The organism is Chryseobacterium sp. X308 (assembly GCF_020733145.1).
Lineage (GTDB): Bacteria > Bacteroidota > Bacteroidia > Flavobacteriales > Weeksellaceae > Chryseobacterium > Chryseobacterium cupriresistens.
Genome location: NZ_JAJFZH010000001.1, coordinates 66022 through 84304, shown reverse-complemented (window position 1 = coordinate 84304; position 18283 = coordinate 66022). Strand labels below are relative to the sequence as shown.

32 protein-coding genes are annotated in these 18283 nt (G+C 36.0%); 31 read left to right on the top strand and 1 reads right to left on the bottom strand.

Translation table 11 applies throughout. From position 1 onward, the window contains the following. Positions 1–89: 89 nt before the first annotated feature. The 29 genes from LIV57_RS00455 to rplQ all read left to right on the top strand — a co-directional run bounded on the left by LIV57_RS00455 (position 90) and on the right by rplQ (position 14981). Positions 90–968, top strand: coding sequence for a LysR family transcriptional regulator (locus LIV57_RS00455; RefSeq protein WP_227940905.1), 879 nt, complete (start codon positions 90–92; stop codon positions 966–968). 209 nt (positions 969–1177) lie between these two features. After that, the gene (gene rplC / locus LIV57_RS00450) at positions 1178–1804 is read left to right on the top strand and encodes a 50S ribosomal protein L3 (protein WP_002983195.1); all 627 of its coding nucleotides are present in this window, start codon (positions 1178–1180) and stop codon (positions 1802–1804) included. After that, positions 1795–2424, top strand: a complete 630-nt coding sequence (gene rplD / locus LIV57_RS00445; RefSeq protein ID WP_034694672.1) for a 50S ribosomal protein L4 — start codon at positions 1795–1797, stop codon at positions 2422–2424. The genes rplC and rplD overlap by 10 nt, the downstream gene beginning before the upstream one ends. Before the next feature lie 3 nt (positions 2425–2427). Next, a complete protein-coding gene (rplW, locus tag LIV57_RS00440; protein ID WP_002983204.1) occupies positions 2428–2718 on the top strand; it encodes a 50S ribosomal protein L23 in 291 nt (96 codons plus the stop codon). A gap of 22 nt (positions 2719–2740) precedes the next feature. Further along, complete coding sequence (gene rplB / locus LIV57_RS00435) at positions 2741–3562, top strand: 50S ribosomal protein L2 (protein ID WP_027381305.1); 822 nt, start codon at positions 2741–2743, stop codon at positions 3560–3562. 2 nt (positions 3563–3564) lie between these two features. After that, entirely contained in the window at positions 3565–3843 is a 279-nt protein-coding gene (rpsS, locus tag LIV57_RS00430; RefSeq protein ID WP_002983209.1) for a 30S ribosomal protein S19, read from the top strand. 2 nt (positions 3844–3845) lie between these two features. Next, the gene (rplV, locus tag LIV57_RS00425; RefSeq protein WP_002983214.1) at positions 3846–4244 is read left to right on the top strand and encodes a 50S ribosomal protein L22; all 399 of its coding nucleotides are present in this window, start codon (positions 3846–3848) and stop codon (positions 4242–4244) included. A 7-nt stretch (positions 4245–4251) separates the two neighbouring features. Further along, the gene (gene rpsC, locus LIV57_RS00420; protein ID WP_034694675.1) at positions 4252–5001 is read left to right on the top strand and encodes a 30S ribosomal protein S3; all 750 of its coding nucleotides are present in this window, start codon (positions 4252–4254) and stop codon (positions 4999–5001) included. A 97-nt stretch (positions 5002–5098) separates the two neighbouring features. After that, on the top strand, positions 5099–5524 hold the full coding sequence (rplP, locus tag LIV57_RS00415; RefSeq protein WP_076596996.1) for a 50S ribosomal protein L16: 426 nt from the start codon (positions 5099–5101) through the stop codon (positions 5522–5524). 12 nt (positions 5525–5536) lie between these two features. After that, the gene (rpmC, locus tag LIV57_RS00410) at positions 5537–5722 is read left to right on the top strand and encodes a 50S ribosomal protein L29 (RefSeq protein WP_034694678.1); all 186 of its coding nucleotides are present in this window, start codon (positions 5537–5539) and stop codon (positions 5720–5722) included. Positions 5723–5734: 12 nt separating this feature from the next. Further along, positions 5735–5989, top strand: a complete 255-nt coding sequence (gene rpsQ / locus LIV57_RS00405; protein ID WP_027371715.1) for a 30S ribosomal protein S17 — start codon at positions 5735–5737, stop codon at positions 5987–5989. Between the two features lie 2 nt (positions 5990–5991). After that, the gene (gene rplN / locus LIV57_RS00400; protein WP_002983226.1) at positions 5992–6360 is read left to right on the top strand and encodes a 50S ribosomal protein L14; all 369 of its coding nucleotides are present in this window, start codon (positions 5992–5994) and stop codon (positions 6358–6360) included. A 21-nt stretch (positions 6361–6381) separates the two neighbouring features. Continuing rightward, positions 6382–6708, top strand: coding sequence for a 50S ribosomal protein L24 (gene rplX, locus LIV57_RS00395; RefSeq protein ID WP_047427597.1), 327 nt, complete (start codon positions 6382–6384; stop codon positions 6706–6708). 13 nt (positions 6709–6721) lie between these two features. After that, a complete protein-coding gene (gene rplE / locus LIV57_RS00390; protein ID WP_062673609.1) occupies positions 6722–7273 on the top strand; it encodes a 50S ribosomal protein L5 in 552 nt (183 codons plus the stop codon). Between the two features lie 3 nt (positions 7274–7276). Further along, on the top strand, positions 7277–7546 hold the full coding sequence (rpsN, locus tag LIV57_RS00385; protein WP_002983233.1) for a 30S ribosomal protein S14: 270 nt from the start codon (positions 7277–7279) through the stop codon (positions 7544–7546). Between the two features lie 146 nt (positions 7547–7692). Further along, a complete protein-coding gene (gene rpsH / locus LIV57_RS00380) occupies positions 7693–8091 on the top strand; it encodes a 30S ribosomal protein S8 (RefSeq protein WP_002983236.1) in 399 nt (132 codons plus the stop codon). 17 nt (positions 8092–8108) lie between these two features. Further along, the gene (gene rplF, locus LIV57_RS00375; RefSeq protein WP_110008552.1) at positions 8109–8654 is read left to right on the top strand and encodes a 50S ribosomal protein L6; all 546 of its coding nucleotides are present in this window, start codon (positions 8109–8111) and stop codon (positions 8652–8654) included. Positions 8655–8669: 15 nt separating this feature from the next. After that, complete coding sequence (gene rplR / locus LIV57_RS00370) at positions 8670–9023, top strand: 50S ribosomal protein L18 (protein WP_002983242.1); 354 nt, start codon at positions 8670–8672, stop codon at positions 9021–9023. A 19-nt stretch (positions 9024–9042) separates the two neighbouring features. After that, positions 9043–9564 (top strand): 30S ribosomal protein S5, encoded by a 522-nt coding sequence (gene rpsE, locus LIV57_RS00365; RefSeq protein ID WP_002983245.1) that lies wholly within the window; start codon positions 9043–9045, stop codon positions 9562–9564. 11 nt (positions 9565–9575) lie between these two features. Beyond that, positions 9576–9752, top strand: a complete 177-nt coding sequence (gene rpmD, locus LIV57_RS00360; protein ID WP_029297759.1) for a 50S ribosomal protein L30 — start codon at positions 9576–9578, stop codon at positions 9750–9752. Between the two features lie 21 nt (positions 9753–9773). Continuing rightward, entirely contained in the window at positions 9774–10223 is a 450-nt protein-coding gene (gene rplO, locus LIV57_RS00355; RefSeq protein ID WP_110008553.1) for a 50S ribosomal protein L15, read from the top strand. A 9-nt stretch (positions 10224–10232) separates the two neighbouring features. After that, positions 10233–11612 carry a preprotein translocase subunit SecY gene (gene secY / locus LIV57_RS00350; RefSeq protein WP_002983253.1) on the top strand — a complete coding sequence of 460 codons (1380 nt, stop codon included), beginning with the start codon at positions 10233–10235 and terminating at the stop codon, positions 11610–11612. Positions 11613–11615: 3 nt separating this feature from the next. Next, a complete protein-coding gene (infA, locus tag LIV57_RS00345; protein WP_002983257.1) occupies positions 11616–11831 on the top strand; it encodes a translation initiation factor IF-1 in 216 nt (71 codons plus the stop codon). Positions 11832–11893: 62 nt separating this feature from the next. Beyond that, positions 11894–12010: a 50S ribosomal protein L36 gene (gene rpmJ / locus LIV57_RS00340; RefSeq protein ID WP_007839480.1), complete on the top strand. Its 117-nt coding sequence runs from the start codon at positions 11894–11896 to the stop codon at positions 12008–12010. Between the two features lie 9 nt (positions 12011–12019). Further along, on the top strand, positions 12020–12397 hold the full coding sequence (gene rpsM / locus LIV57_RS00335; RefSeq protein ID WP_002983260.1) for a 30S ribosomal protein S13: 378 nt from the start codon (positions 12020–12022) through the stop codon (positions 12395–12397). 12 nt (positions 12398–12409) lie between these two features. Continuing rightward, on the top strand, positions 12410–12799 hold the full coding sequence (gene rpsK, locus LIV57_RS00330) for a 30S ribosomal protein S11 (RefSeq protein ID WP_002983263.1): 390 nt from the start codon (positions 12410–12412) through the stop codon (positions 12797–12799). A gap of 19 nt (positions 12800–12818) precedes the next feature. Further along, positions 12819–13427, top strand: a complete 609-nt coding sequence (gene rpsD, locus LIV57_RS00325; protein ID WP_110008554.1) for a 30S ribosomal protein S4 — start codon at positions 12819–12821, stop codon at positions 13425–13427. Positions 13428–13460: 33 nt separating this feature from the next. Continuing rightward, positions 13461–14456: a DNA-directed RNA polymerase subunit alpha gene (locus LIV57_RS00320; RefSeq protein WP_047376582.1), complete on the top strand. Its 996-nt coding sequence runs from the start codon at positions 13461–13463 to the stop codon at positions 14454–14456. A 6-nt stretch (positions 14457–14462) separates the two neighbouring features. Next, entirely contained in the window at positions 14463–14981 is a 519-nt protein-coding gene (gene rplQ, locus LIV57_RS00315; protein WP_110008555.1) for a 50S ribosomal protein L17, read from the top strand. A gap of 105 nt (positions 14982–15086) precedes the next feature. Here the strand turns inward: rplQ and LIV57_RS00310 are convergent, their stop codons facing one another. Continuing rightward, positions 15087–15521, bottom strand: coding sequence for a hypothetical protein (locus LIV57_RS00310; RefSeq protein ID WP_227940903.1), 435 nt, complete (start codon positions 15519–15521; stop codon positions 15087–15089). A gap of 66 nt (positions 15522–15587) precedes the next feature. Here LIV57_RS00310 and LIV57_RS00305 point away from each other — a divergent pair, with 66 nt between their 5' ends. Together LIV57_RS00305 and LIV57_RS00300 are read left to right on the top strand one after the other, a co-directional pair. After that, a complete protein-coding gene (locus LIV57_RS00305) occupies positions 15588–17447 on the top strand; it encodes a glycoside hydrolase family 35 protein (protein WP_227940902.1) in 1860 nt (619 codons plus the stop codon). A 202-nt stretch (positions 17448–17649) separates the two neighbouring features. Further along, positions 17650–18282, top strand: coding sequence for a response regulator (locus tag LIV57_RS00300; RefSeq protein ID WP_227940900.1), 633 nt, complete (start codon positions 17650–17652; stop codon positions 18280–18282). Position 18283: the final 1 nt, after the last annotated feature.

The window sequence follows — 18283 nt, the reverse complement described above, 5'->3', positions numbered from 1 at the left end:
TCTTTTCCTAAGATTGAAATTGAATGTTCTGCAGTGTTACATGAAATATTTTCAGATAGTGTTTTTTGTTATATGATTATCTTTGCGCTATGGAAATCAAGTTTTTAAAACTTATTAAAACAATTGCGGAGGAAGGGAGTATTGCAGGTTCTTCTGAAAAACTTTTTTTGACACAGTCAGCATTAAGCCATCAGCTTAAAGATCTGGAAATCCAGCTCGGGTTTAAAGTGTTTTACAGGGCAAGGAACAAATGGGAGCTTACTGAGGAGGGAAGTGTGCTTTACAAAACTGCATGTACGGTAATAGATAGTATAGGGAATGGCCTGAATGAGATTCAACAGATAAGAGCCGGAGCGGCGGGTACCATAAAAATCAGTACAGAATGTTACTCATTTTATCAGGGACTGCCGTTATTTATTCAGAAAATGAAAGTATTATATCCTGAGATTGAAGTGGATCTGGTATTGGAAGCAACTCATAAGCCTGTGGAAAAAATCATATCCAATGAAATTGATATTGCAGTGGTCACTTCAAAACCTTCCGTAAATAAGGAATTGACCTGCATTGAGATTTTTGAGGATGAAGTTTATGCAGTAATTCATCAGGAAAACCTTTTAAATGATACTGAATATCTTAGTGCTGAGGATTTTCGGGATGCTCATTTAATCATTCATTCTTTTCCTTTAGAAACCGTTTCTGTTTACGATCGGTTTCTTAATCCCAGCGGAATGATGCCTGTGAAGATTTCAGCAGTTCCGCTAACAGAAGTTACTTTGGAAATGGTGCAGGCCAATATGGGGATTACCTGTATGCCGAAATGGGCATTACATTCATTCAGGCTGTCTGATGAGCTGAAATTTAAAAAAATCGGAAGTAAGGGTTTGAAAAGAAAACATTATCTGGTGGTAAGAAAATCGGATGCCGGAAAAAAATATATTAATGACTTTCTTTTAAACTTCAAAGAATAATTTCAAAATTTTGGATAGTTTTTTTTCTGAAACTGCTAAATGATTAAAAATCAAAATATTTTAGTCGAAATATTTGTCAGTTACAAAATTATTCATAAATTTGCACACTCATTTTAGGGGCGTAGTATGCCTATATCAAAAGTAGAAATTACTTCAGACTTCCGAAAAATGGGGATAAATAAAGGATAAATTTTATTATAATATAAACAATGTCAGGTATTATTGGTAAAAAAATCGGTATGACATCTTTGTTTAACGAAGAAGGAAAAAACATTCCTTGTACAGTTATCCAAGCTGGTCCATGCTCGGTTTTACAGGTCAGAACCTTAGAAAAAGACGGTTATAAAGCTGTTCAGTTAGGTTTCGATGACAAGAGTGAGAAGAACGTTGGTAAAGCGTTAGCTGGTCATTTTAAAAAGGCTGGTTCTGCTCCTAAAGCTAAATTAGTTGAATTCTACAGAGAGTTCGTTGATGAAGTAAAAGTAGGAGAAGAAGTAAAAGTTGATTTATTCGCTGAAGGTGAATATGTTGACGTAACAGGAACTTCAAAAGGTAAAGGCTTCCAGGGTGTTGTTAAGAGACACGGATTTGGAGGTGTAATGCAGGCAACTCATGGTCAGCACAACAGACTTAGAGCTCCAGGTTCTATCGGTGCTGGTTCAGACCCTTCAAGAGTATTCAAAGGGATGAGAATGGCTGGAAGAATGGGAGGTAAGCAGGTAACTGTTCAAAACCTTCAAGTGTTAAAAGTTGATCAAGAACAAAATCTTTTAGTAGTAAAAGGTGCTGTTCCGGGAGCTAAAAATTCTTATGTAATTATCAGAAAATGGAACTAGTAGTATTAAATACATCAGGAAAAGAGACCGGAAGAAAAGTAACTCTAGACGAAACAGTATTCGGAATTGAGCCAAATCAGCACGCGGTTTACTTAGAAGTTAAACAGTATCTTGCTGCTCAAAGACAAGGTACTCATAAAGCAAAAGAAAGAAGCGAAATTACTGCTTCTACTAAAAAGCTTAAGAAGCAAAAAGGATCAGGATCTGCTAGATACGGTGATATCAAATCTCCAGTATTCAGAGGTGGAGGTAGAGTATTCGGACCAAAACCAAGAGACTACAGATTCAAATTGAACAAAGCTCTTAAGAGATTGGCTAAGAAATCTGTTTTATCTCAAAAAATGAGAGACAACAGCATTAAAGTTTTAGAAGATGTGAGCTTTGACGCTCCTAAGACTAAAGATTTCATCAATGTATTAAATGCATTGGAACTTAACGGTAAAAAATCTTTATTCGTTCTTCCTGAAGCTAACAAGAATGTGTATTTATCTTCAAGAAACTTACCTAAAACTAAAGTAATGAACTTCAACGAGATCAGTTCTTACGATTTAGTAAACGCTGGTGAGATCATTTTCTTCGAAGGTGCAGTTGAAAAATTCCAGGAAAATTTAAAGAAATAAATCATGTCAGTTATTATTAAACCAGTTATTTCAGAAAAGGCTAATTACCTTACAGATTTAAGAGGTTCTTATTCTTTCTTAGTGAATCCTAAGGCGAATAAAATCGAGATCAAAAAAGCTGTTGAAGCGGCTTACGGTGTAAAAGTAGCAGACGTTAACACAATGATTTATGCTCCGAAGGTTTCTTCAAAATACACTAAAAAAGGTCTTCAAGTAGGAAAGACAAATAAATTGAAAAAAGCGGTAATCAAACTTGCTGAAGGTGAGGTTATCGATATTTTTGCTGTAAATTAATTATTAATTATAAATAATAGTAATGTCTGTTAGAAAATTAAAACCTATCACCCCGGGACAGAGATTCAGAATTGTAAACAATTTTGAGGAAATTACTACCAATAAACCAGAGAAATCTCTAACAGTTGGTATTAAAAAGTCAGGTGGACGTAACCAAACAGGTAAAATGACCATGCGTTACACCGGAGGTGGACACAAAAAGAAATACAGAATTATTGACTTCAAAAGAAACAAAGCAAACGTTGAAGCTACTGTAAAATCTGTAGAATACGATCCAAACAGAACTGCATTTATCGCTTTATTAGAGTACGCAGACGGAGAGAAGAGATATATCATCGCTCCAAACGGTATCAAAGTTGATCAGAAAGTAGTATCAGGAGAAAGCGTTGAACCAAACGTAGGTAACGCAATGAAATTGAAAAATATTCCATTGGGTACTGTAATCTCTTGTGTTGAAATGAAGCCTGGACAAGGTGCAATTTTAGCAAGAAGTGCTGGTTCTTCAGCTCAATTAACTTCAAGAGATGGTAAATATGCAATCATCAAGTTACCTTCAGGAGAATCAAGAATGATCCTTACTGAATGTATGGCAATGATTGGTTCTGTTTCCAACTCAGATCACCAATTAACTGTATCAGGTAAGGCTGGTAGAAGCAGATGGTTAGGTAGAAGACCAAGAACAAGAGCGGTTGTAATGAACCCAGTAGATCACCCAATGGGTGGTGGTGAAGGACGTTCTTCAGGAGGTCACCCAAGATCTAGAAACGGTAAACCGGCTAAAGGTTACAAAACTAGAAAGAAAAACAAAGTGTCTAACCGTTACATCGTATCTAAAAGAAAATAATTATGGCAAGATCACTTAAAAAAGGACCGTTCATTCATCATACTTTAGATAAGAAGGTTCAGGCAAATATAGAGTCTGGTAAGAAGACAGTTATCAAAACTTGGTCTAGAGCATCTATGATCTCTCCGGACTTCGTAGGACAAACTATTGCTGTACACAACGGGAAATCTTTTATCCCTGTTTACGTTACAGAAAACATGGTTGGTCACAAGTTAGGCGAATTTTCTCCAACAAGATCTTTCAGAGGTCATGGTGGTAACAAAAACAAAGGAAGCAGATAATCATGGGATCAAGAAAACAAGATAGTTCAATCGCAAGAAAAGAAGCTAACAAAGACGTTGTAAAAGCTTCATTAAATAATTGCCCGTCTTCTCCAAGAAAAATGAGATTAGTTGCTGATATCATTAGAGGAGAGCAGGTAGACAAAGCACTTTATATCCTAAAATATTCTAAGAAGGATGCTTCTAACAAGTTAGAGAAATTACTTCTTTCTGCTATGGCTAACTGGCAAGTGAAAAACGAAGGTGCTGACATCGAGGAAGCAAACCTTATCGTTAAAGAAATATTTGTGGATAGTGCAAGACAATTGAAGAGACTAAGACCAGCTCCACAAGGTAGAGGGTATAGAATCAGAAAAAGATCTAACCACGTTACATTAATCTTAGGTAACAAAGAAAATTAATCAAGGTATGGGACAGAAGACAAATCCAATTGGTAACAGATTAGGTATCATCAGAGGATGGGATTCTAACTGGTTTGGTGGAAACGATTATGGAGACAGAATCGCTGAAGACTACAAAATCAGAAGATACCTTGAAGCTAGATTATCTAAAGGTGGTATTTCAAAAATTTATATTGAAAGAACTTTAAAATTAGTTACAGTAACTATTACTACTGCTAGACCGGGACTTATCATCGGTAAAGGAGGTCAGGAAGTTGATAAATTGAAAGAAGAGTTGAAGAAATTGACTGGTAAGGATATTCAAATCAACATTTTCGAAATCAAAAGACCTGAATTAGATGCTGTATTAGTTGCTGATAGTATTTCTAAGCAAATTGAAAACAGAATTTCTTACAGAAGAGCTGTTAAAATGGCAATGGCAAGTACTATGAGAATGGGTGCTGAAGGTATCAAAGTTCAAATCTCTGGTAGATTAAACGGAGCTGAAATGGCAAGATCAGAATCTTTCAAAGAAGGAAGAATTCCATTGTCAACTTTCAGAGCTGATATCGATTACCACTGGGCAGAAGCTCACACTACTTACGGTAGACTAGGGGTAAAAGTTTGGATCATGAAGGGTGAAGTTTACGGTAAAAGAGAACTTTCTCCATTAGTGGGACAACAGAAAAAAGGAGGTCAGTCAGACAGAGGAAACAGAGGAGGAGACAGAGACAACAGAAGACCTAGAAAAAACAACAACAATAACAATAATAATTAAAATTTTAGATTAGAAATTTTGAATTTTAAATTACCGTTACTTTTTTAAAATAAAAAAAATCTAAAATCTAAAATCTAAAATCTAAAATTTAGAAATTATGTTACAACCAAAAAGAACCAAATTCCGTAGAGTTCATAAGATGAAGATGAAGGGGAATGCCCAGAGAGGTAGTCAACTTGCTTACGGAACTTTTGGGATCAAAGCAACGGAAGGAGCTTGGATCACTGCAAGACAGATTGAAGCAGCTCGTATCGCTGCGACAAGATATATGAAGAGAGAAGGTCAACTATGGATCAAAATCTTCCCAGATAAGCCAATTACTAAGAAACCAGCGGAAGTACGTATGGGTAAAGGTAAGGGTGCTGTTGAATATTGGGTAGCTGTAGTAAAACCAGGTAAAATTATGTTCGAAGTTGGAGGTGTACCTTACGATATCGCTAAGGAAGCTTTAAGACTTGCTGCACAAAAATTACCAGTAGTTACTAAATTCATCGTTGCTAACGATTTTGTTAAACCTCTATAATCTTTGAATACAATGAAAAATGCTGATATTAAAAATTTAAGCGCGGGTGATATTCAAGCTCAATTAACTGAAGCAAAAGCTCAATATTCTAAATTGAAATTGGCTCATGCAATCAGCCCAATTGAAAACCCGATTCAAATCAGAGATTTGAGAAAAACAATCGCAAGACTAAACACTGAGTTAACTAACAAACAATAATTTCATTTTACAATGGATAGAAATTTAAGAAAAGAAAGAATCGGAGTGGTTTCCAGCAATAAAATGGAAAAAACTATTGTTGTTAGTGAAACTACAAGAGTAAAGCACCCGATGTACGGTAAATTCGTTTTGAAAACGAAAAAATATACTGCACACGACGAGAACAACGAATGCACAGAAGGTGATACAGTTTTGATCCAGGAAACTAGACCTTTGAGCAAGAGCAAGAGATGGAGATTAGTAAGAATCATTGAAAAAGCTAAGTAATAATGTTACAAACAGAATCAAGATTAAAAGTTGCTGATAACACAGGTGCTAAAGAAGTACTAGTGATCAGAGTTCTGGGAGGAACCAGAAGAAGATATGCTTCAGTTGGTGATAAAATCGTTGTTACGATCAAGGATTCTACGCCATCTGGAAACGCTAAAAAAGGTCAGGTATCTAAAGCTGTAGTAGTAAGAACTAAGAAAGCAGTAAGAAGAAAAGATGGTTCATACATCAAATTCGACGACAATGCTTGTGTATTACTAAACGCAGCGGGAGAAATGAGAGGAACGCGTGTTTTCGGACCAGTTGCTCGTGAGTTGAGAGACAAAGAATATATGAAAATCATTTCATTAGCTCCTGAAGTACTTTAATTTTAAAAATTTTTAAAAGAAATGTCAAAGTTAAAAATAAAAAGAGGAGATAACGTAATCATTACTACTGGTAAGAAAGATATCAAAGGTAAGACTGGTGAAGTTATTGAAGTGATCAAGAAAGAAGGTAGAGACCCAAGAGTAATCGTTGCAGGACTTAACATCGTTAAAAAACACGTTAAGCCTTCAGCTTCTAATCCTCAAGGAGGAATTACTGAGAAGGAAGCTTCTATTCATATCTCAAACGTAGCTTTAGTTGGTAAAGACGGAAAAGCTATCAAAATCGGTTACAAAATCGAAGGAGATAAGAAAGTAAGAATCAACAAAAAAACGGGTGAAACTTTATAATTTTAAATAACACATGGAATATATAGCAAGACCCAAAAAAGCATATAAAGAGACAATTGTTCCTGCAATGATGGAAGAATTCGGGTATAAGTCAGTAATGCAAGTACCTAAATTAGAGAAAATCGTTGTATCACAAGGTTTAGGTGATGCTACTGCAGACAAGAAAATCATTGATTATGCTGTAGAAGAGCTTACAAATATCACTGGTCAAAAGGCTGTTGGTACAATCTCTAAAAAAGACGAAGCTGCTTTCAAATTGAGAAAAGGAATGCCGGTAGGTGCTAAAGTAACATTGAGAGCTGACAGAATGTATGAATTCTTAGACAGACTTACTGCTTCTGCTTTGCCTCGTATCAGAGATTTCTCTGGAATCAAAGCTGATGGTTTCGATGGTAGAGGTAACTACAACTTAGGTATTACTGAGCAGATTATCTTCCCTGAAATCGTAATTGACAAAGTGAAAAAAATCCAGGGGATGGACATCACTTTCGTTACTACTGCGAAAACAGATAAAGAAGCTAAAGCATTATTAACTCACTTCGGTTTACCATTTAAAAAGAACTAAGAAATGGCTAAAGAATCAATGAAAGCGCGTGAGCGCAAAAGAGAAGCACTAGTTGCTAAATACGCTGCTAAAAGACAAGCTCTTAAAGAAGCTGGTGATTACGAAGGACTTCAAAAATTGCCTAAAAATGCTTCTCCTGTAAGATTACACAACAGATGTAAACTAACAGGTAGACCAAGAGGATACATGAGAACGTTCGGTATTTCCAGAGTAACTTTCAGAGAAATGGCAAACAACGGTCTTATCCCAGGTGTAAGAAAAGCTAGTTGGTAATTATTACTAATTAAAAATCGGGACAATTAAGTTGTTCAGATACTAAAGATAAAAATATCAGACCGAAGATTTCTGAAGTCTGATATTTTACTCTTCAAGTCTTTGCAAAACTGATTGTTCTTTAACCAATAATTTATAAAAGAAAAATGGTAACAGATCCAATTTCAGATTTCCTAACAAGAGTAAGGAACGCACAAAGCGCAGGCCACAAAGTGGTGGAAATTCCTGCATCGAAAATCAAAAAGGAGATTACTAAGATCTTATTTGATCAAGGGTATATCTTAAACTACAAGTTTGAAGATAACGCTGTTCAAGGAGTGATCAAAATCGCTTTAAAGTATGATAAGCAAACTAACAAACCGGCTATCAAGTCTATTCAGAGAGCTTCTAGACCAGGTTTGAGACAGTACAAAGGTTCAGCTGAGCTTCCAAGAGTACTAAACGGTTTGGGTATTTCTATCATCTCTACTTCTAAAGGAGTAATGACTGACAAGAAAGCTAGAGAAGAGAAAGTAGGCGGTGAAGTAATCTGCTATGTTTATTAATTTTTAATCAGAGGAAAATGTCAAGAATTGGTAAAGCAATTATAACAATTCCAGCAGGAGTTACAATCACTGAAAACAACGGTGTAGTAACTGTAAAAGGAGCTAAAGGAGAACTTTCTCAGGAGCTTACTGCAGGAATTACTATAGAACAAAAAGATGGTGAACTTAACGTAAACAGACCATCTGATTCTAAACAACACAAAGCGCTTCACGGTTTATACAGAGCGTTAATCAACAATATGATTGTTGGTGTAAGTGCAGGTTTCGAAAAGAAACTTGAACTAGTAGGGGTAGGATATAGAGCTTCACACGCAGGTCAAAAACTTGAGTTGGCTTTAGGATTCTCTCACGGTATCGTATTAGAACTTCCAAGTGAAGTAAAAGTGGATACATTGACTGAAAAAGGTAAAAACCCAATTATTACTTTAACGTCTCACGACAACCAACTTCTAGGAATGGTAGCTGCAAAGATCCGTTCTTTCAGAAAGCCTGAGCCATACAAAGGAAAAGGTGTAAGATTCGTAGGAGAAATTGTTAGACGTAAAGCTGGTAAATCTGCTTAATAAATTATAAGTATTATGGCATTAAGTAAATTAGAAAAAAGAATAAGAATCAAAAGAAGAGTAAGAGGGAAAATCTCTGGATCTTCTGAATTGCCAAGATTATCTGTATACAAAAGTAATAAGGAAATTTACGCTCAGTTAATCGACGATAAAAATGGTAAAACTTTAGTTTCAGCTTCTTCAAGAGAGAAAGGTGTAGACGCTAAAGGGACTAAGACTGAAGTTTCTGCTGCTGTTGGTAAAGCTATCGCTGCTAAAGCTATCGCTGCAGGAATCGAAAGTATTGTATTTGACAGAAACGGATTCGTATACCACGGTAGAGTAAAAGCTCTTGCTGATGGTGCAAGAGAAGGAGGACTTAAATTCTAATCATTAAATTTCGGAAAATATGTTAGGACTAGATAATATAGAAAGAGTAAAACCGGGAGGATTAGAATTAAAAGATCGTCTCGTAGCTGTTAACAGAGTAACAAAAGTAACAAAAGGAGGTAGAGCTTTCGGATTTTCTGCTATTGTTGTAGTAGGTAACGAAGAAGGTGTTATCGGTTTCGGTTTAGGAAAATCTAAAGAGGTTGCTTCTGCAATTGCTAAAGCAGTTGAAGACGCTAAGAAAAACCTTGTGAAAGTTCCTGTAATGAACCATACTATCCCTCACCAAACTACTGCTAGATACGGTGGTGCAGATATCTTCCTAAGACCTGCTTCTCACGGTACAGGATTGATCGCCGGAGGTGCGGTAAGAGCGGTATTGGAATCTGCTGGTATTCACGATATCCTTTCAAAATCTAAAGGATCTTCTAACCCTCACAACGTAGTGAAAGCTACTTTCAAAGCGTTATTAGACATCAGAAGACCTGAAGAAATCGCTAGAATGAGAGGAATTTCTCTAAGTAAAGTGTTTAACGGTTAATAATTAAAACAATGGCAACAATTAAAGTAAAGCAAGTAAGAAGCGCTATTGGTAGAACAAAAACCCAAAAGAGAACGCTTGAAGCATTAGGATTAAAAAAACTTCACCAAGTTGTAGAACACGAAGCTACTCCTTCTATCTTAGGAATGATCGCTGCAGTAAGCCACTTACTTGAAGTTCAAAAATAATTTTATAAAAGAGAAATTAAAATGAATTTAAATAACATAAAACCTGCTGCAGGATCTACTTTCAACTCAAAGAGAATTGGTAGAGGTCAAGGTAGTGGAAAAGGAGGTACTTCAACAAAAGGACACAAAGGTCAGAAAGCGAGAGCTGGTTATTCTCAAAAAATCGGTTTCGAAGGTGGACAGATGCCTTTACAAAGAAGATTACCTAAATTCGGATTCAAAAACGTAAACAGAAAAGAGTTTAGAGGAGTTAACCTTGATACTATCCAGACTTTAATCGAGAACAAATCCATCACCGGAGATATCACGAAAGAAGTTTTAGTAGCAAACGGAATAATTTCTAAAAACGAATTAGTGAAAATTATGGGTAGAGGAGAATTGAAATCTGCGGTTTCAATCTCTGCTGACAAATTCACTAAATCTGCTGAAGAGCTTATTGCTAAAGCAGGTGGAAAAGCAATTACCTTATAATACTTACTAATGAAAGAATTTATACAAACACTTAAAAATATTTGGAGTCTTAAAGAACTTAGAGATAAAATTCTCTTCACTTTAGGGATTATCCTTGTGTATAGATTCGCATCTTATATCTCGCTTCCTGCAATTAACCTTGCAGAGGTGGGAGATCTCTTAGAGCATTATAAAAATCAAGGCGGTAACAAGCAAGGAGCAGGTCTCCTTGGCTTGCTTTCGTCGTTTACGGGGGGAGCTTTCAGCCACGCTTCCGTAATGGCGTTGGGAATCATGCCTTATATTTCTGCTTCTATTATTGTTCAGTTGATGGGGATGGCTATTCCTTATCTTCAGAAGCTTCAGAAAGATGGAGAGTCAGGTAGAAATACATTGAACCAAATTACAAGATGGTTAACAATTGGAGTTTGTCTGGTACAGGCACCTTCTTACTTAACTTCTATTACTCAATTATTCTTACCATATGCTCAGTTCCAGTCTGCATACTATGTAGAGCCAAATTCAATCATGTTCTGGTTGCCAAGTATTGTTATTTTGGTTGCCGGTTCAGTATTCGCAATGTGGCTGGGTGAAAAGATTACCGATAAAGGAATCGGAAATGGTATCTCTATCCTTATTATGGTGGGGATCCTTTCAAGATTACCTGAGGCATTCGTACAGGAGATGGCCGTGCAGAACGGAAAAGGAGGAATGGGATCTATCATGATCCTTATTGAAGTATTATTCTGGATGTTGGTAGTTCTTTTAGCAGTAATCTTATCAGTAGCTGTTAGAAAAATTCCAATTCAGTATGTAAGCAGAGCTCAAGCAAGAGGAGGTGTAAACAGAAATCTTATGCAGGGAGCAAGACAATGGATTCCATTGAAAGTAAATGCTGCTGGTGTAATGCCGATTATCTTTGCCCAGGCATTGATGTTCGTACCAGGATTATTAACAAAATTCGATGAGTCTAACACTTTTCTTGCAGGTTTCAAGAATGTTTTTAGCTGGCAGTACAACGTATTGTTTGCGCTATTAATTATTATCTTCTCATTTTTCTATACTGCGATTACAATTCCGGTAAACCAGATGGCTGATGACTTGAAGAGAAATGGAGGTTTAGTACCGAAAGTAAGACCCGGTAAAGAGACCGCTGATTATTTAGATGATATTTTATCAAAAATTACCTTGCCAGGTGCAATTTTTTTATCTATCTTTGCAGTCCTTCCAGCAATTGTGCATGGAAGCTTTGTTCAGACAGATGCGTTTGCCCTATTTTTCGGGGGAACATCATTATTAATTATGGTGGGTGTAATTTTAGATACAGTTCAACAGATTAATACTTATCTGCTGAACCATCATTATGATGGCTTAATGCAGTCTAAATTATCAAGAACGACTGGATATTAATTTATGGCAAAACAAAAACATATTGAACAAGATGGCGTGATCGTGGAAGCACTTTCTAACGCCATGTTCCGTGTAGAGCTGGAAAATGGGCATATCCTTATTGCTCATATCTCCGGCAAAATGAGAATGCATTATATTAAACTTTTACCTGGAGATAAGGTAAAACTAGAAATGTCTCCCTATGATTTAACAAAAGGGAGGATCACATTTAGATATTAAAACAATTAGCCAAATGGAATACACATTCCATTTGGCATTTGTAAAAAATAAATACTATCAAAATGAAAGTAAGAGCATCAATTAAAAAAAGAAGCGCTGATTGCAAAATCGTACGCAGAAAAGGTGTACTATTCGTAATCAACAAGAAGAACCCAAAATTTAAACAAAGACAAGGTTAACATTAAATTATGGCGAGAATTGCAGGTATTGATTTACCAAAAAACAAAAGAGGTGTTATCGGTTTAACTTACATCTATGGAGTAGGAAGAAGTACTTCTTCTGAAATCCTTAAAGCTGCCGGTATCAGCGAAGACAAGAAAGTCAACGAATGGAATGACGATGAATTGGCTGCAATCAGAACATATATCTCTGAAAACGTAAAAGTAGAAGGAGAATTGAGATCTGAAGTGCAATTGAACATCAAGAGATTGATGGACATAGGATGCCAACGAGGAATACGTCACAGACTTGGATTACCTTTAAGAGGCCAGAGAACGAAAAACAACTCTAGAACACGTAAAGGGAAGAGAAAAACTGTTGCTAACAAGAAAAAAGCTAGTAAATAATCGTTAGGAATTATGGCAAAACAAACTAAAGTAGTTAAGAAAAGAAAAGTAAAAGTTGAAGCTATTGGTGAAGCTCATATTCAGGCTTCTTTCAATAACATCATCATTTCTTTAACAAATAAAAACGGAGAGGTTATCTCTTGGGCTTCTGCCGGTAAAATGGGTTTCAGAGGTTCTAAAAAGAATACTCCATTTGCTGCTCAGATGGCAGCTGAAAATTGCTCTGCTGTAGCTCACGAAGCTGGTTTAAGAAGAGTAAAGGTGTTTGTGAAAGGTCCAGGTGCAGGTAGAGAATCTGCTATCAGATCTATCCACAATTCAGGAATTGAAGTTAGCGAAATCATTGATGTGACTCCTATGCCACACAATGGATGTAGACCACCAAAAAGAAGAAGAGTTTAATTTTTAGAATTTACCCATTATGGCAAGATATATTGGACCTAAAACTAAGATTGCTAGAAAGTTTGGTGCTGCAATCTACGGAGATGATAAAAACTTCGAAAAAAGAAAGAACCAACCGCCAGGACAACACGGTCCTAACAAAAGAAGAGGTGCTAAAAAATCAGAATATGCAATTCAGTTAGCTGAAAAACAAAAAGCTAAATATACTTACGGTATTTTAGAAAGACAGTTTGCTAACCTATTTGACAAAGCACACAGAAGTAAAGGTGTAACAGGGGAAGTTCTATTACAACTTTGTGAATCAAGATTGGATAACGTAGTATACAGATTAGGTTTTGCTAAAACAAGATCTGGAGCTAGACAATTGGTTTCTCACAGACACATCACTGTGAACGGAGAAATTCTTAATATCCCTTCTTACTTGGTAAAAGCTGGTGATGTAATCGCTGTAAGAGAAAAGTCTAAGTCTCTTGAAGTTGTTACCAATGCATTGGCTTCTAAGTCAAACTATGAGTGGTTACAATTCAACGATGAGAAGAAAGAAGGAACTTTCGTTTCTGCTCCTGAAAGAATCCAGATTCCGGAGGACATTAAGGAAAACCTTATCGTCGAACTTTACTCTAAATAATTTTTTAATCAAATTTTTGCTCAACCCAATAATATGGCAATTTTACAATTCATAAAACCCGATAAAGTAATTTTACTTAACTCTGATGAATTTAAAGGTCAATTTGAATTCAGACCTTTAGAACCAGGTTTCGGGCTTACAATCGGTAATGCTTTGAGAAGAGTGTTGCTTTCTTCTCTGGAAGGATACGCTATTTCATCTATCAAAATAGAAGGTGTAGAGCACGAATTTTCAACTATTCCAGGAGTAATCGAAGACGTTACCGAAATTATTCTTAACCTTAAGCAGGTAAGATTAAAAGCTGCAGCAGAAGGCCAGGCTAACGAGCAGGTTGTTGCTAAAGTTTCAGGTCAAACGGTTATTACTGCTGGTGATTTAGGAAAGTCTATCAATGGATTTGAGGTTCTGAACCCGGATCTAGTGATCTGCAACCTAAACAGTGATGTAACTTTCGAAATTACTTTCAATATTGAAAAAGGTAGAGGGTATGTTCCTTCTGAACAAAATAAATCAAACAATGCTCCTGTAGGAACTATTGCTATTGACTCTATTTTTACGCCGATCAAGAAAGTACAATACAGCATTGAAAATTATCGTGTAGAGCAAAAAACAGACTACGAAAAACTTGTATTAGATATAGAAACTGACGGGTCTATCAGCCCTCAGAATGCTTTAACTGAAGCTTCTAAGATATTAATTTATCACTTCATGCTATTCTCTGATGAGAGAATCACGCTTGAAACTGAAGCTGTAAAAGCATCTATCCAGTACGATGAAGAAACTCTTCACACAAGACAACTTCTTAAGTCTAAATTAGCAGATATGGATCTTTCTGTAAGAGCCCTTAACTGTCTGAAAGCGGCTGAAGTAGAAACTCTTGGAGAACTGGTTTCTTACAGTAAGTCTGATTTGATGAAATTCAGAAATTTTGGTAAAAAATCTTTGACAGAACTAGAAGAATTAGTGCATTCAAAAGGTCTTAACTTCGGTTTCGACGTTGCAAAATATAAGTTAGACGCTGATAAATAATTAATAATGAGACACGGTAAAAAATTCAATCACTTAGGAAGAACAGCTTCTCACAGAAGTGCTTTACTTTCTAATATGGCTTGTTCTCTAATTGAGCATAAAAGAATCAACACTACTGTAGCTAAAGCTAAAGCTTTAAGAGTATATGTTGAGCCTCTATTAACAAAAGCAAAAGAAGATACTACACACAACAGAAGAGTAGTATTCTCTTACCTTCAAAATAAATTTGCGGTTGCTGAATTATTCAGAACTGTAGCTCCTAAAATCGCTGAAAGAAACGGTGGTTATACAAGAATCATCAAGACAGGATTCAGACCAGGTGATGCTGCTGATACTGCTCTTATCGAATTAGTAGATTTCAACGAGCTTTACAACCCTAATGCTGAAGAGAAAAAAGCTACAAGAAGAAGCAGAAGATCAACAACTGCTAAAAAAGCTGAAGCAGTAGTTGCTGATGCTCCTGCAGTTGAAGAGAAAGTAGAAGAAGCTAAAGCTGATACTACTGAGGAAAAAACTGAAGAATAATATTCATTCAGATATATAAAAAAAACCATCCGGATTCCGGATGGTTTTTTTTATGTACTACTTATCAAATAAAATGTCCCTCAATATGGAAGGACAATTTTTTATTTAAATCTTTGTTCTTTTAAGCTCAATAATATTGTTACCCTGTTCAAGGTGAAGGCTGTCTCCTTTTACCCTTGCAGTCATATCATCTTTTTTGTAAATCGTTTCATCTCCTTTGGTTTCCGATTTAGGCAAGGTAAACGTTTTCTTATTGCTGGTGATGGCTACCGTACTTTCTTTCGGATCGTTTTTAAATACTACTTTCACCAGTGTTCCGTCAGTAGCTTTATACACAAAATCTGTTTTCTCAGTTTTCTGACCGTTGGTATCTACTGTCGAAGAACTTTGTGTTACCGAATCTATCTTTCCGTTGTTGTCTGTAACTACAGTTTCTGAACTGTCTGTTTTGATAACGCTTTTGTTTCCGCTTTCACTTTTTTTACAGCTGACTACTGCCAGTGCCAATACAGCACCCAGTGCTAAAAGACTTTTTTTCATGATTATATTATTTGATATTCAATTGATTTTTATATTTTAAATTTTACAAAAATCATGCCTTACAATATGAGAAATTTTAACCGTTATTTATGCATAATTCTTTTATTTTTCTCCTTGAATACTGTGTTTTCACAGAAAGGAAATTTCGAAATTAAAGAGGGACATTTCTTCCTGAACGGAAAACCATTTACCGTGTATTCGGGAGAAATGCATTATCCCAGAGTTCCGTCGGAGTATTGGAAGCATCGTCTGGAGATGATGAAAGCAATGGGTCTGAATACTGTTACGACTTACGTTTTTTGGAATTATCATGAAGAAACTCCGGGAAAATGGAATTTTTCAGGTGAAAAAGATTTGCAGAAGTTCATCAAAACGGCGCAGGAAGCTGGCTTATATGTTATCATTCGTCCGGGGCCTTATGTTTGTGCAGAGTGGGAATTCGGCGGATATCCATGGTGGCTGCAGAAAAATAAAGACCTTGAAATAAGAAGAGACAACAAAGCCTTCTTAGAGGAATGCCGTAAATATATCAGTCAGCTGGCAAAGCAGATCGTACCTCTGCAGATTAATAATGGCGGCCCGGTTATTATGGTACAGGCAGAAAATGAATTTGGATCTTACGTTGCCCAGCGAAAAGATATTCCGTTGGAAGAGCACAGAAAATACAGCCATAAGATTAAAGACATGCTGTTGAAAAGCGGAATCTCGGTACCTTTATTTACCTCAGACGGCAGTTCACTTTTTAAAGGAGGATCTATTGAAGGTGCTTTACCTACCGCAAACGGAGAAGGTGATATTGCTGTTTTAAAGAAAAGCATCAATGAGTATAATGGTGGAAAAGGTCCGTATATGGTTGCAGAATATTATCCCGGATGGCTTGATCACTGGGCAGAGCCATTCGTTAAAGTTTCCACAGAAGAAGTGGTGAAGCAAACAAAGCTTTACATAGAAAATGATATTTCTTTTAATTATTATATGATTCATGGCGGAACCAATTTTGGATTTACCAGTGGTGCCAATTACGATAAAGATCATGATATCCAGCCGGATCTTACGAGCTATGATTATGATGCTCCCATTAGTGAAGCAGGATGGGCAACCCCTAAATATAATGCGTTGAGAGAAATTTTTCAATCCCTCAATAAAAGTAAACTTCCGGATGTTCCAAAACCAGTAAAAGTCATCACTATTCCACATATAAAATTTTCAAAAGTAAATTCTCTGTTTGATCTTACCGAACATCAGAAACCTGTTATTAATGACCAGCCATTAACGTTTGAAGATCTGAACATCGGAAACGGATATGTTCTTTACAGAAGAAAGCTTGACAAAGACCATAAAGGGATATTGGAAATAAAAGGACTCCGTGATTATGCGAATATTTATATCAATGGCCAATGGAAAGGCGAATTGAACAGAGTATATAAAAAGTATGATCTTGATATTGAAATAAAATCCGGAGATCAGTTAGAAATTCTTGTTGAAAATATGGGAAGAATCAATTACGGAGCAGAGATTGTTCATAATTTAAAAGGAATTATCAGCCCCGTAAAAATTAATGGCGCTGAAGTTTCCGGGAACTGGGAAATGCTTCCTCTTCCTTTTGATACTTTTCCAAAATATCACTTTAAAAATAAAGAAATTGCAGACCATTCACCTGTTATTCAGGAGGCAGAATTTGTGCTTGAAGAAACCGGTGATACTTTTCTTGATATGAGAAATTTTGGAAAAGGTATTGTTTTTATTAACGGGAAAAATGCAGGAAGATACTGGAGTACTGCAGGTCCTCAGCAAACACTTTACATTCCCGGAGTATGGCTGAAAAAAGGCAAAAACAGGATTCAGATCTTTGAACAGATTAAGTCCCATCATACAATAAGCAGTATTGATCATCCTATCCTTGATCAGATTGTGAAAAATAATTGATTTTAAATATGTATTTGTAATTTTTTATTTTAATTTATTATGAAATATTTATGATAATATTGTTTTTGAAGTGAAAAATTGATTAAATTTAATACAGCTAAAACACTAAGCCATAACTTCAAACTCAAACAGTAATATTACACAAAGGTGTAATTGATTTCAAATTGTTTTCTGTTGAAATTTGCTTCAAACAAACAAAGTCATGAGCATTTCCATAGCCATAGTAGAAGACGAAAAAAACTACAACAATGCGTTGAAGAAGGTTATCAATTATCAGAAGGATATGAAAGTGGTTGCCCAGTTCTTTGACGGCAATGATGCCATAACGAACCTGCCAGATATCTCTCCTGATGTTGTGATGATGGATATCCAGTTACAGGATATGCTCGGAATCGAAATCATAGAAAAACTGCGAAAAGAAATTCCCGATACCCAATTTATTATGTGTACCAGCTTTGATGATGATGAAAAGATCTTTAATTCTTTAAAGGCTGGTGCTATGGGATATCTTGTAAAAGGTGAAAGTATGGATAAGATTCTTTCTTCAATACGGGACGTATATCAGGGAGGTGCTCCTATGAGCTTTTCCATTGCCAGAAGAGTATTGAATCATTTCGAAAAAAAGCTTCCGGAAATAAAAGGCTTTGATGAACTTACGGAACGCGAAAAAGAAATTCTAGAACTTCTTTCACAGGGGCTTCTTTACAAAGAGATTGCAGATAAAAAATTCATCAGTATTGACACCGTCAAGAAGCACGTAGGAAATATTTACAGAAAACTCCACGTCAACAACAAAGTGGAGGCAGTCAATAAATTTAACCAATCAAAAAACTAAG

Bases quoted from the DNA above. Each gene is read 5' to 3' on its own strand.
- LIV57_RS00455 (WP_227940905.1), top strand. From the start codon at position 90: ATGGAAATCAAGTTTTTAAAACTTATTAAAACAATTGCGGAGGAAGGG.
- rplC (WP_002983195.1), top strand. From the start codon at position 1,178: ATGTCAGGTATTATTGGTAAAAAAATCGGTATGACATCTTTGTTTAAC.
- rplD (WP_034694672.1), top strand. From the start codon at position 1,795: ATGGAACTAGTAGTATTAAATACATCAGGAAAAGAGACCGGAAGAAAA.
- rplW (WP_002983204.1), top strand. From the start codon at position 2,428: ATGTCAGTTATTATTAAACCAGTTATTTCAGAAAAGGCTAATTACCTT.
- rplB (WP_027381305.1), top strand. From the start codon at position 2,741: ATGTCTGTTAGAAAATTAAAACCTATCACCCCGGGACAGAGATTCAGA.
- rpsS (WP_002983209.1), top strand. From the start codon at position 3,565: ATGGCAAGATCACTTAAAAAAGGACCGTTCATTCATCATACTTTAGAT.
- rplV (WP_002983214.1), top strand. From the start codon at position 3,846: ATGGGATCAAGAAAACAAGATAGTTCAATCGCAAGAAAAGAAGCTAAC.
- rpsC (WP_034694675.1), top strand. From the start codon at position 4,252: ATGGGACAGAAGACAAATCCAATTGGTAACAGATTAGGTATCATCAGA.
- rplP (WP_076596996.1), top strand. From the start codon at position 5,099: ATGTTACAACCAAAAAGAACCAAATTCCGTAGAGTTCATAAGATGAAG.
- rpmC (WP_034694678.1), top strand. From the start codon at position 5,537: ATGAAAAATGCTGATATTAAAAATTTAAGCGCGGGTGATATTCAAGCT.
- rpsQ (WP_027371715.1), top strand. From the start codon at position 5,735: ATGGATAGAAATTTAAGAAAAGAAAGAATCGGAGTGGTTTCCAGCAAT.
- rplN (WP_002983226.1), top strand. From the start codon at position 5,992: ATGTTACAAACAGAATCAAGATTAAAAGTTGCTGATAACACAGGTGCT.
- rplX (WP_047427597.1), top strand. From the start codon at position 6,382: ATGTCAAAGTTAAAAATAAAAAGAGGAGATAACGTAATCATTACTACT.
- rplE (WP_062673609.1), top strand. From the start codon at position 6,722: ATGGAATATATAGCAAGACCCAAAAAAGCATATAAAGAGACAATTGTT.
- rpsN (WP_002983233.1), top strand. From the start codon at position 7,277: ATGGCTAAAGAATCAATGAAAGCGCGTGAGCGCAAAAGAGAAGCACTA.
- rpsH (WP_002983236.1), top strand. From the start codon at position 7,693: ATGGTAACAGATCCAATTTCAGATTTCCTAACAAGAGTAAGGAACGCA.
- rplF (WP_110008552.1), top strand. From the start codon at position 8,109: ATGTCAAGAATTGGTAAAGCAATTATAACAATTCCAGCAGGAGTTACA.
- rplR (WP_002983242.1), top strand. From the start codon at position 8,670: ATGGCATTAAGTAAATTAGAAAAAAGAATAAGAATCAAAAGAAGAGTA.
- rpsE (WP_002983245.1), top strand. From the start codon at position 9,043: ATGTTAGGACTAGATAATATAGAAAGAGTAAAACCGGGAGGATTAGAA.
- rpmD (WP_029297759.1), top strand. From the start codon at position 9,576: ATGGCAACAATTAAAGTAAAGCAAGTAAGAAGCGCTATTGGTAGAACA.
- rplO (WP_110008553.1), top strand. From the start codon at position 9,774: ATGAATTTAAATAACATAAAACCTGCTGCAGGATCTACTTTCAACTCA.
- secY (WP_002983253.1), top strand. From the start codon at position 10,233: ATGAAAGAATTTATACAAACACTTAAAAATATTTGGAGTCTTAAAGAA.
- infA (WP_002983257.1), top strand. From the start codon at position 11,616: ATGGCAAAACAAAAACATATTGAACAAGATGGCGTGATCGTGGAAGCA.
- rpmJ (WP_007839480.1), top strand. From the start codon at position 11,894: ATGAAAGTAAGAGCATCAATTAAAAAAAGAAGCGCTGATTGCAAAATC.
- rpsM (WP_002983260.1), top strand. From the start codon at position 12,020: ATGGCGAGAATTGCAGGTATTGATTTACCAAAAAACAAAAGAGGTGTT.
- rpsK (WP_002983263.1), top strand. From the start codon at position 12,410: ATGGCAAAACAAACTAAAGTAGTTAAGAAAAGAAAAGTAAAAGTTGAA.
- rpsD (WP_110008554.1), top strand. From the start codon at position 12,819: ATGGCAAGATATATTGGACCTAAAACTAAGATTGCTAGAAAGTTTGGT.
- LIV57_RS00320 (WP_047376582.1), top strand. From the start codon at position 13,461: ATGGCAATTTTACAATTCATAAAACCCGATAAAGTAATTTTACTTAAC.
- rplQ (WP_110008555.1), top strand. From the start codon at position 14,463: ATGAGACACGGTAAAAAATTCAATCACTTAGGAAGAACAGCTTCTCAC.
- LIV57_RS00310 (WP_227940903.1), bottom strand. From the start codon at position 15,521: ATGAAAAAAAGTCTTTTAGCACTGGGTGCTGTATTGGCACTGGCAGTA.
- LIV57_RS00305 (WP_227940902.1), top strand. From the start codon at position 15,588: ATGAGAAATTTTAACCGTTATTTATGCATAATTCTTTTATTTTTCTCC.
- LIV57_RS00300 (WP_227940900.1), top strand. From the start codon at position 17,650: ATGAGCATTTCCATAGCCATAGTAGAAGACGAAAAAAACTACAACAAT.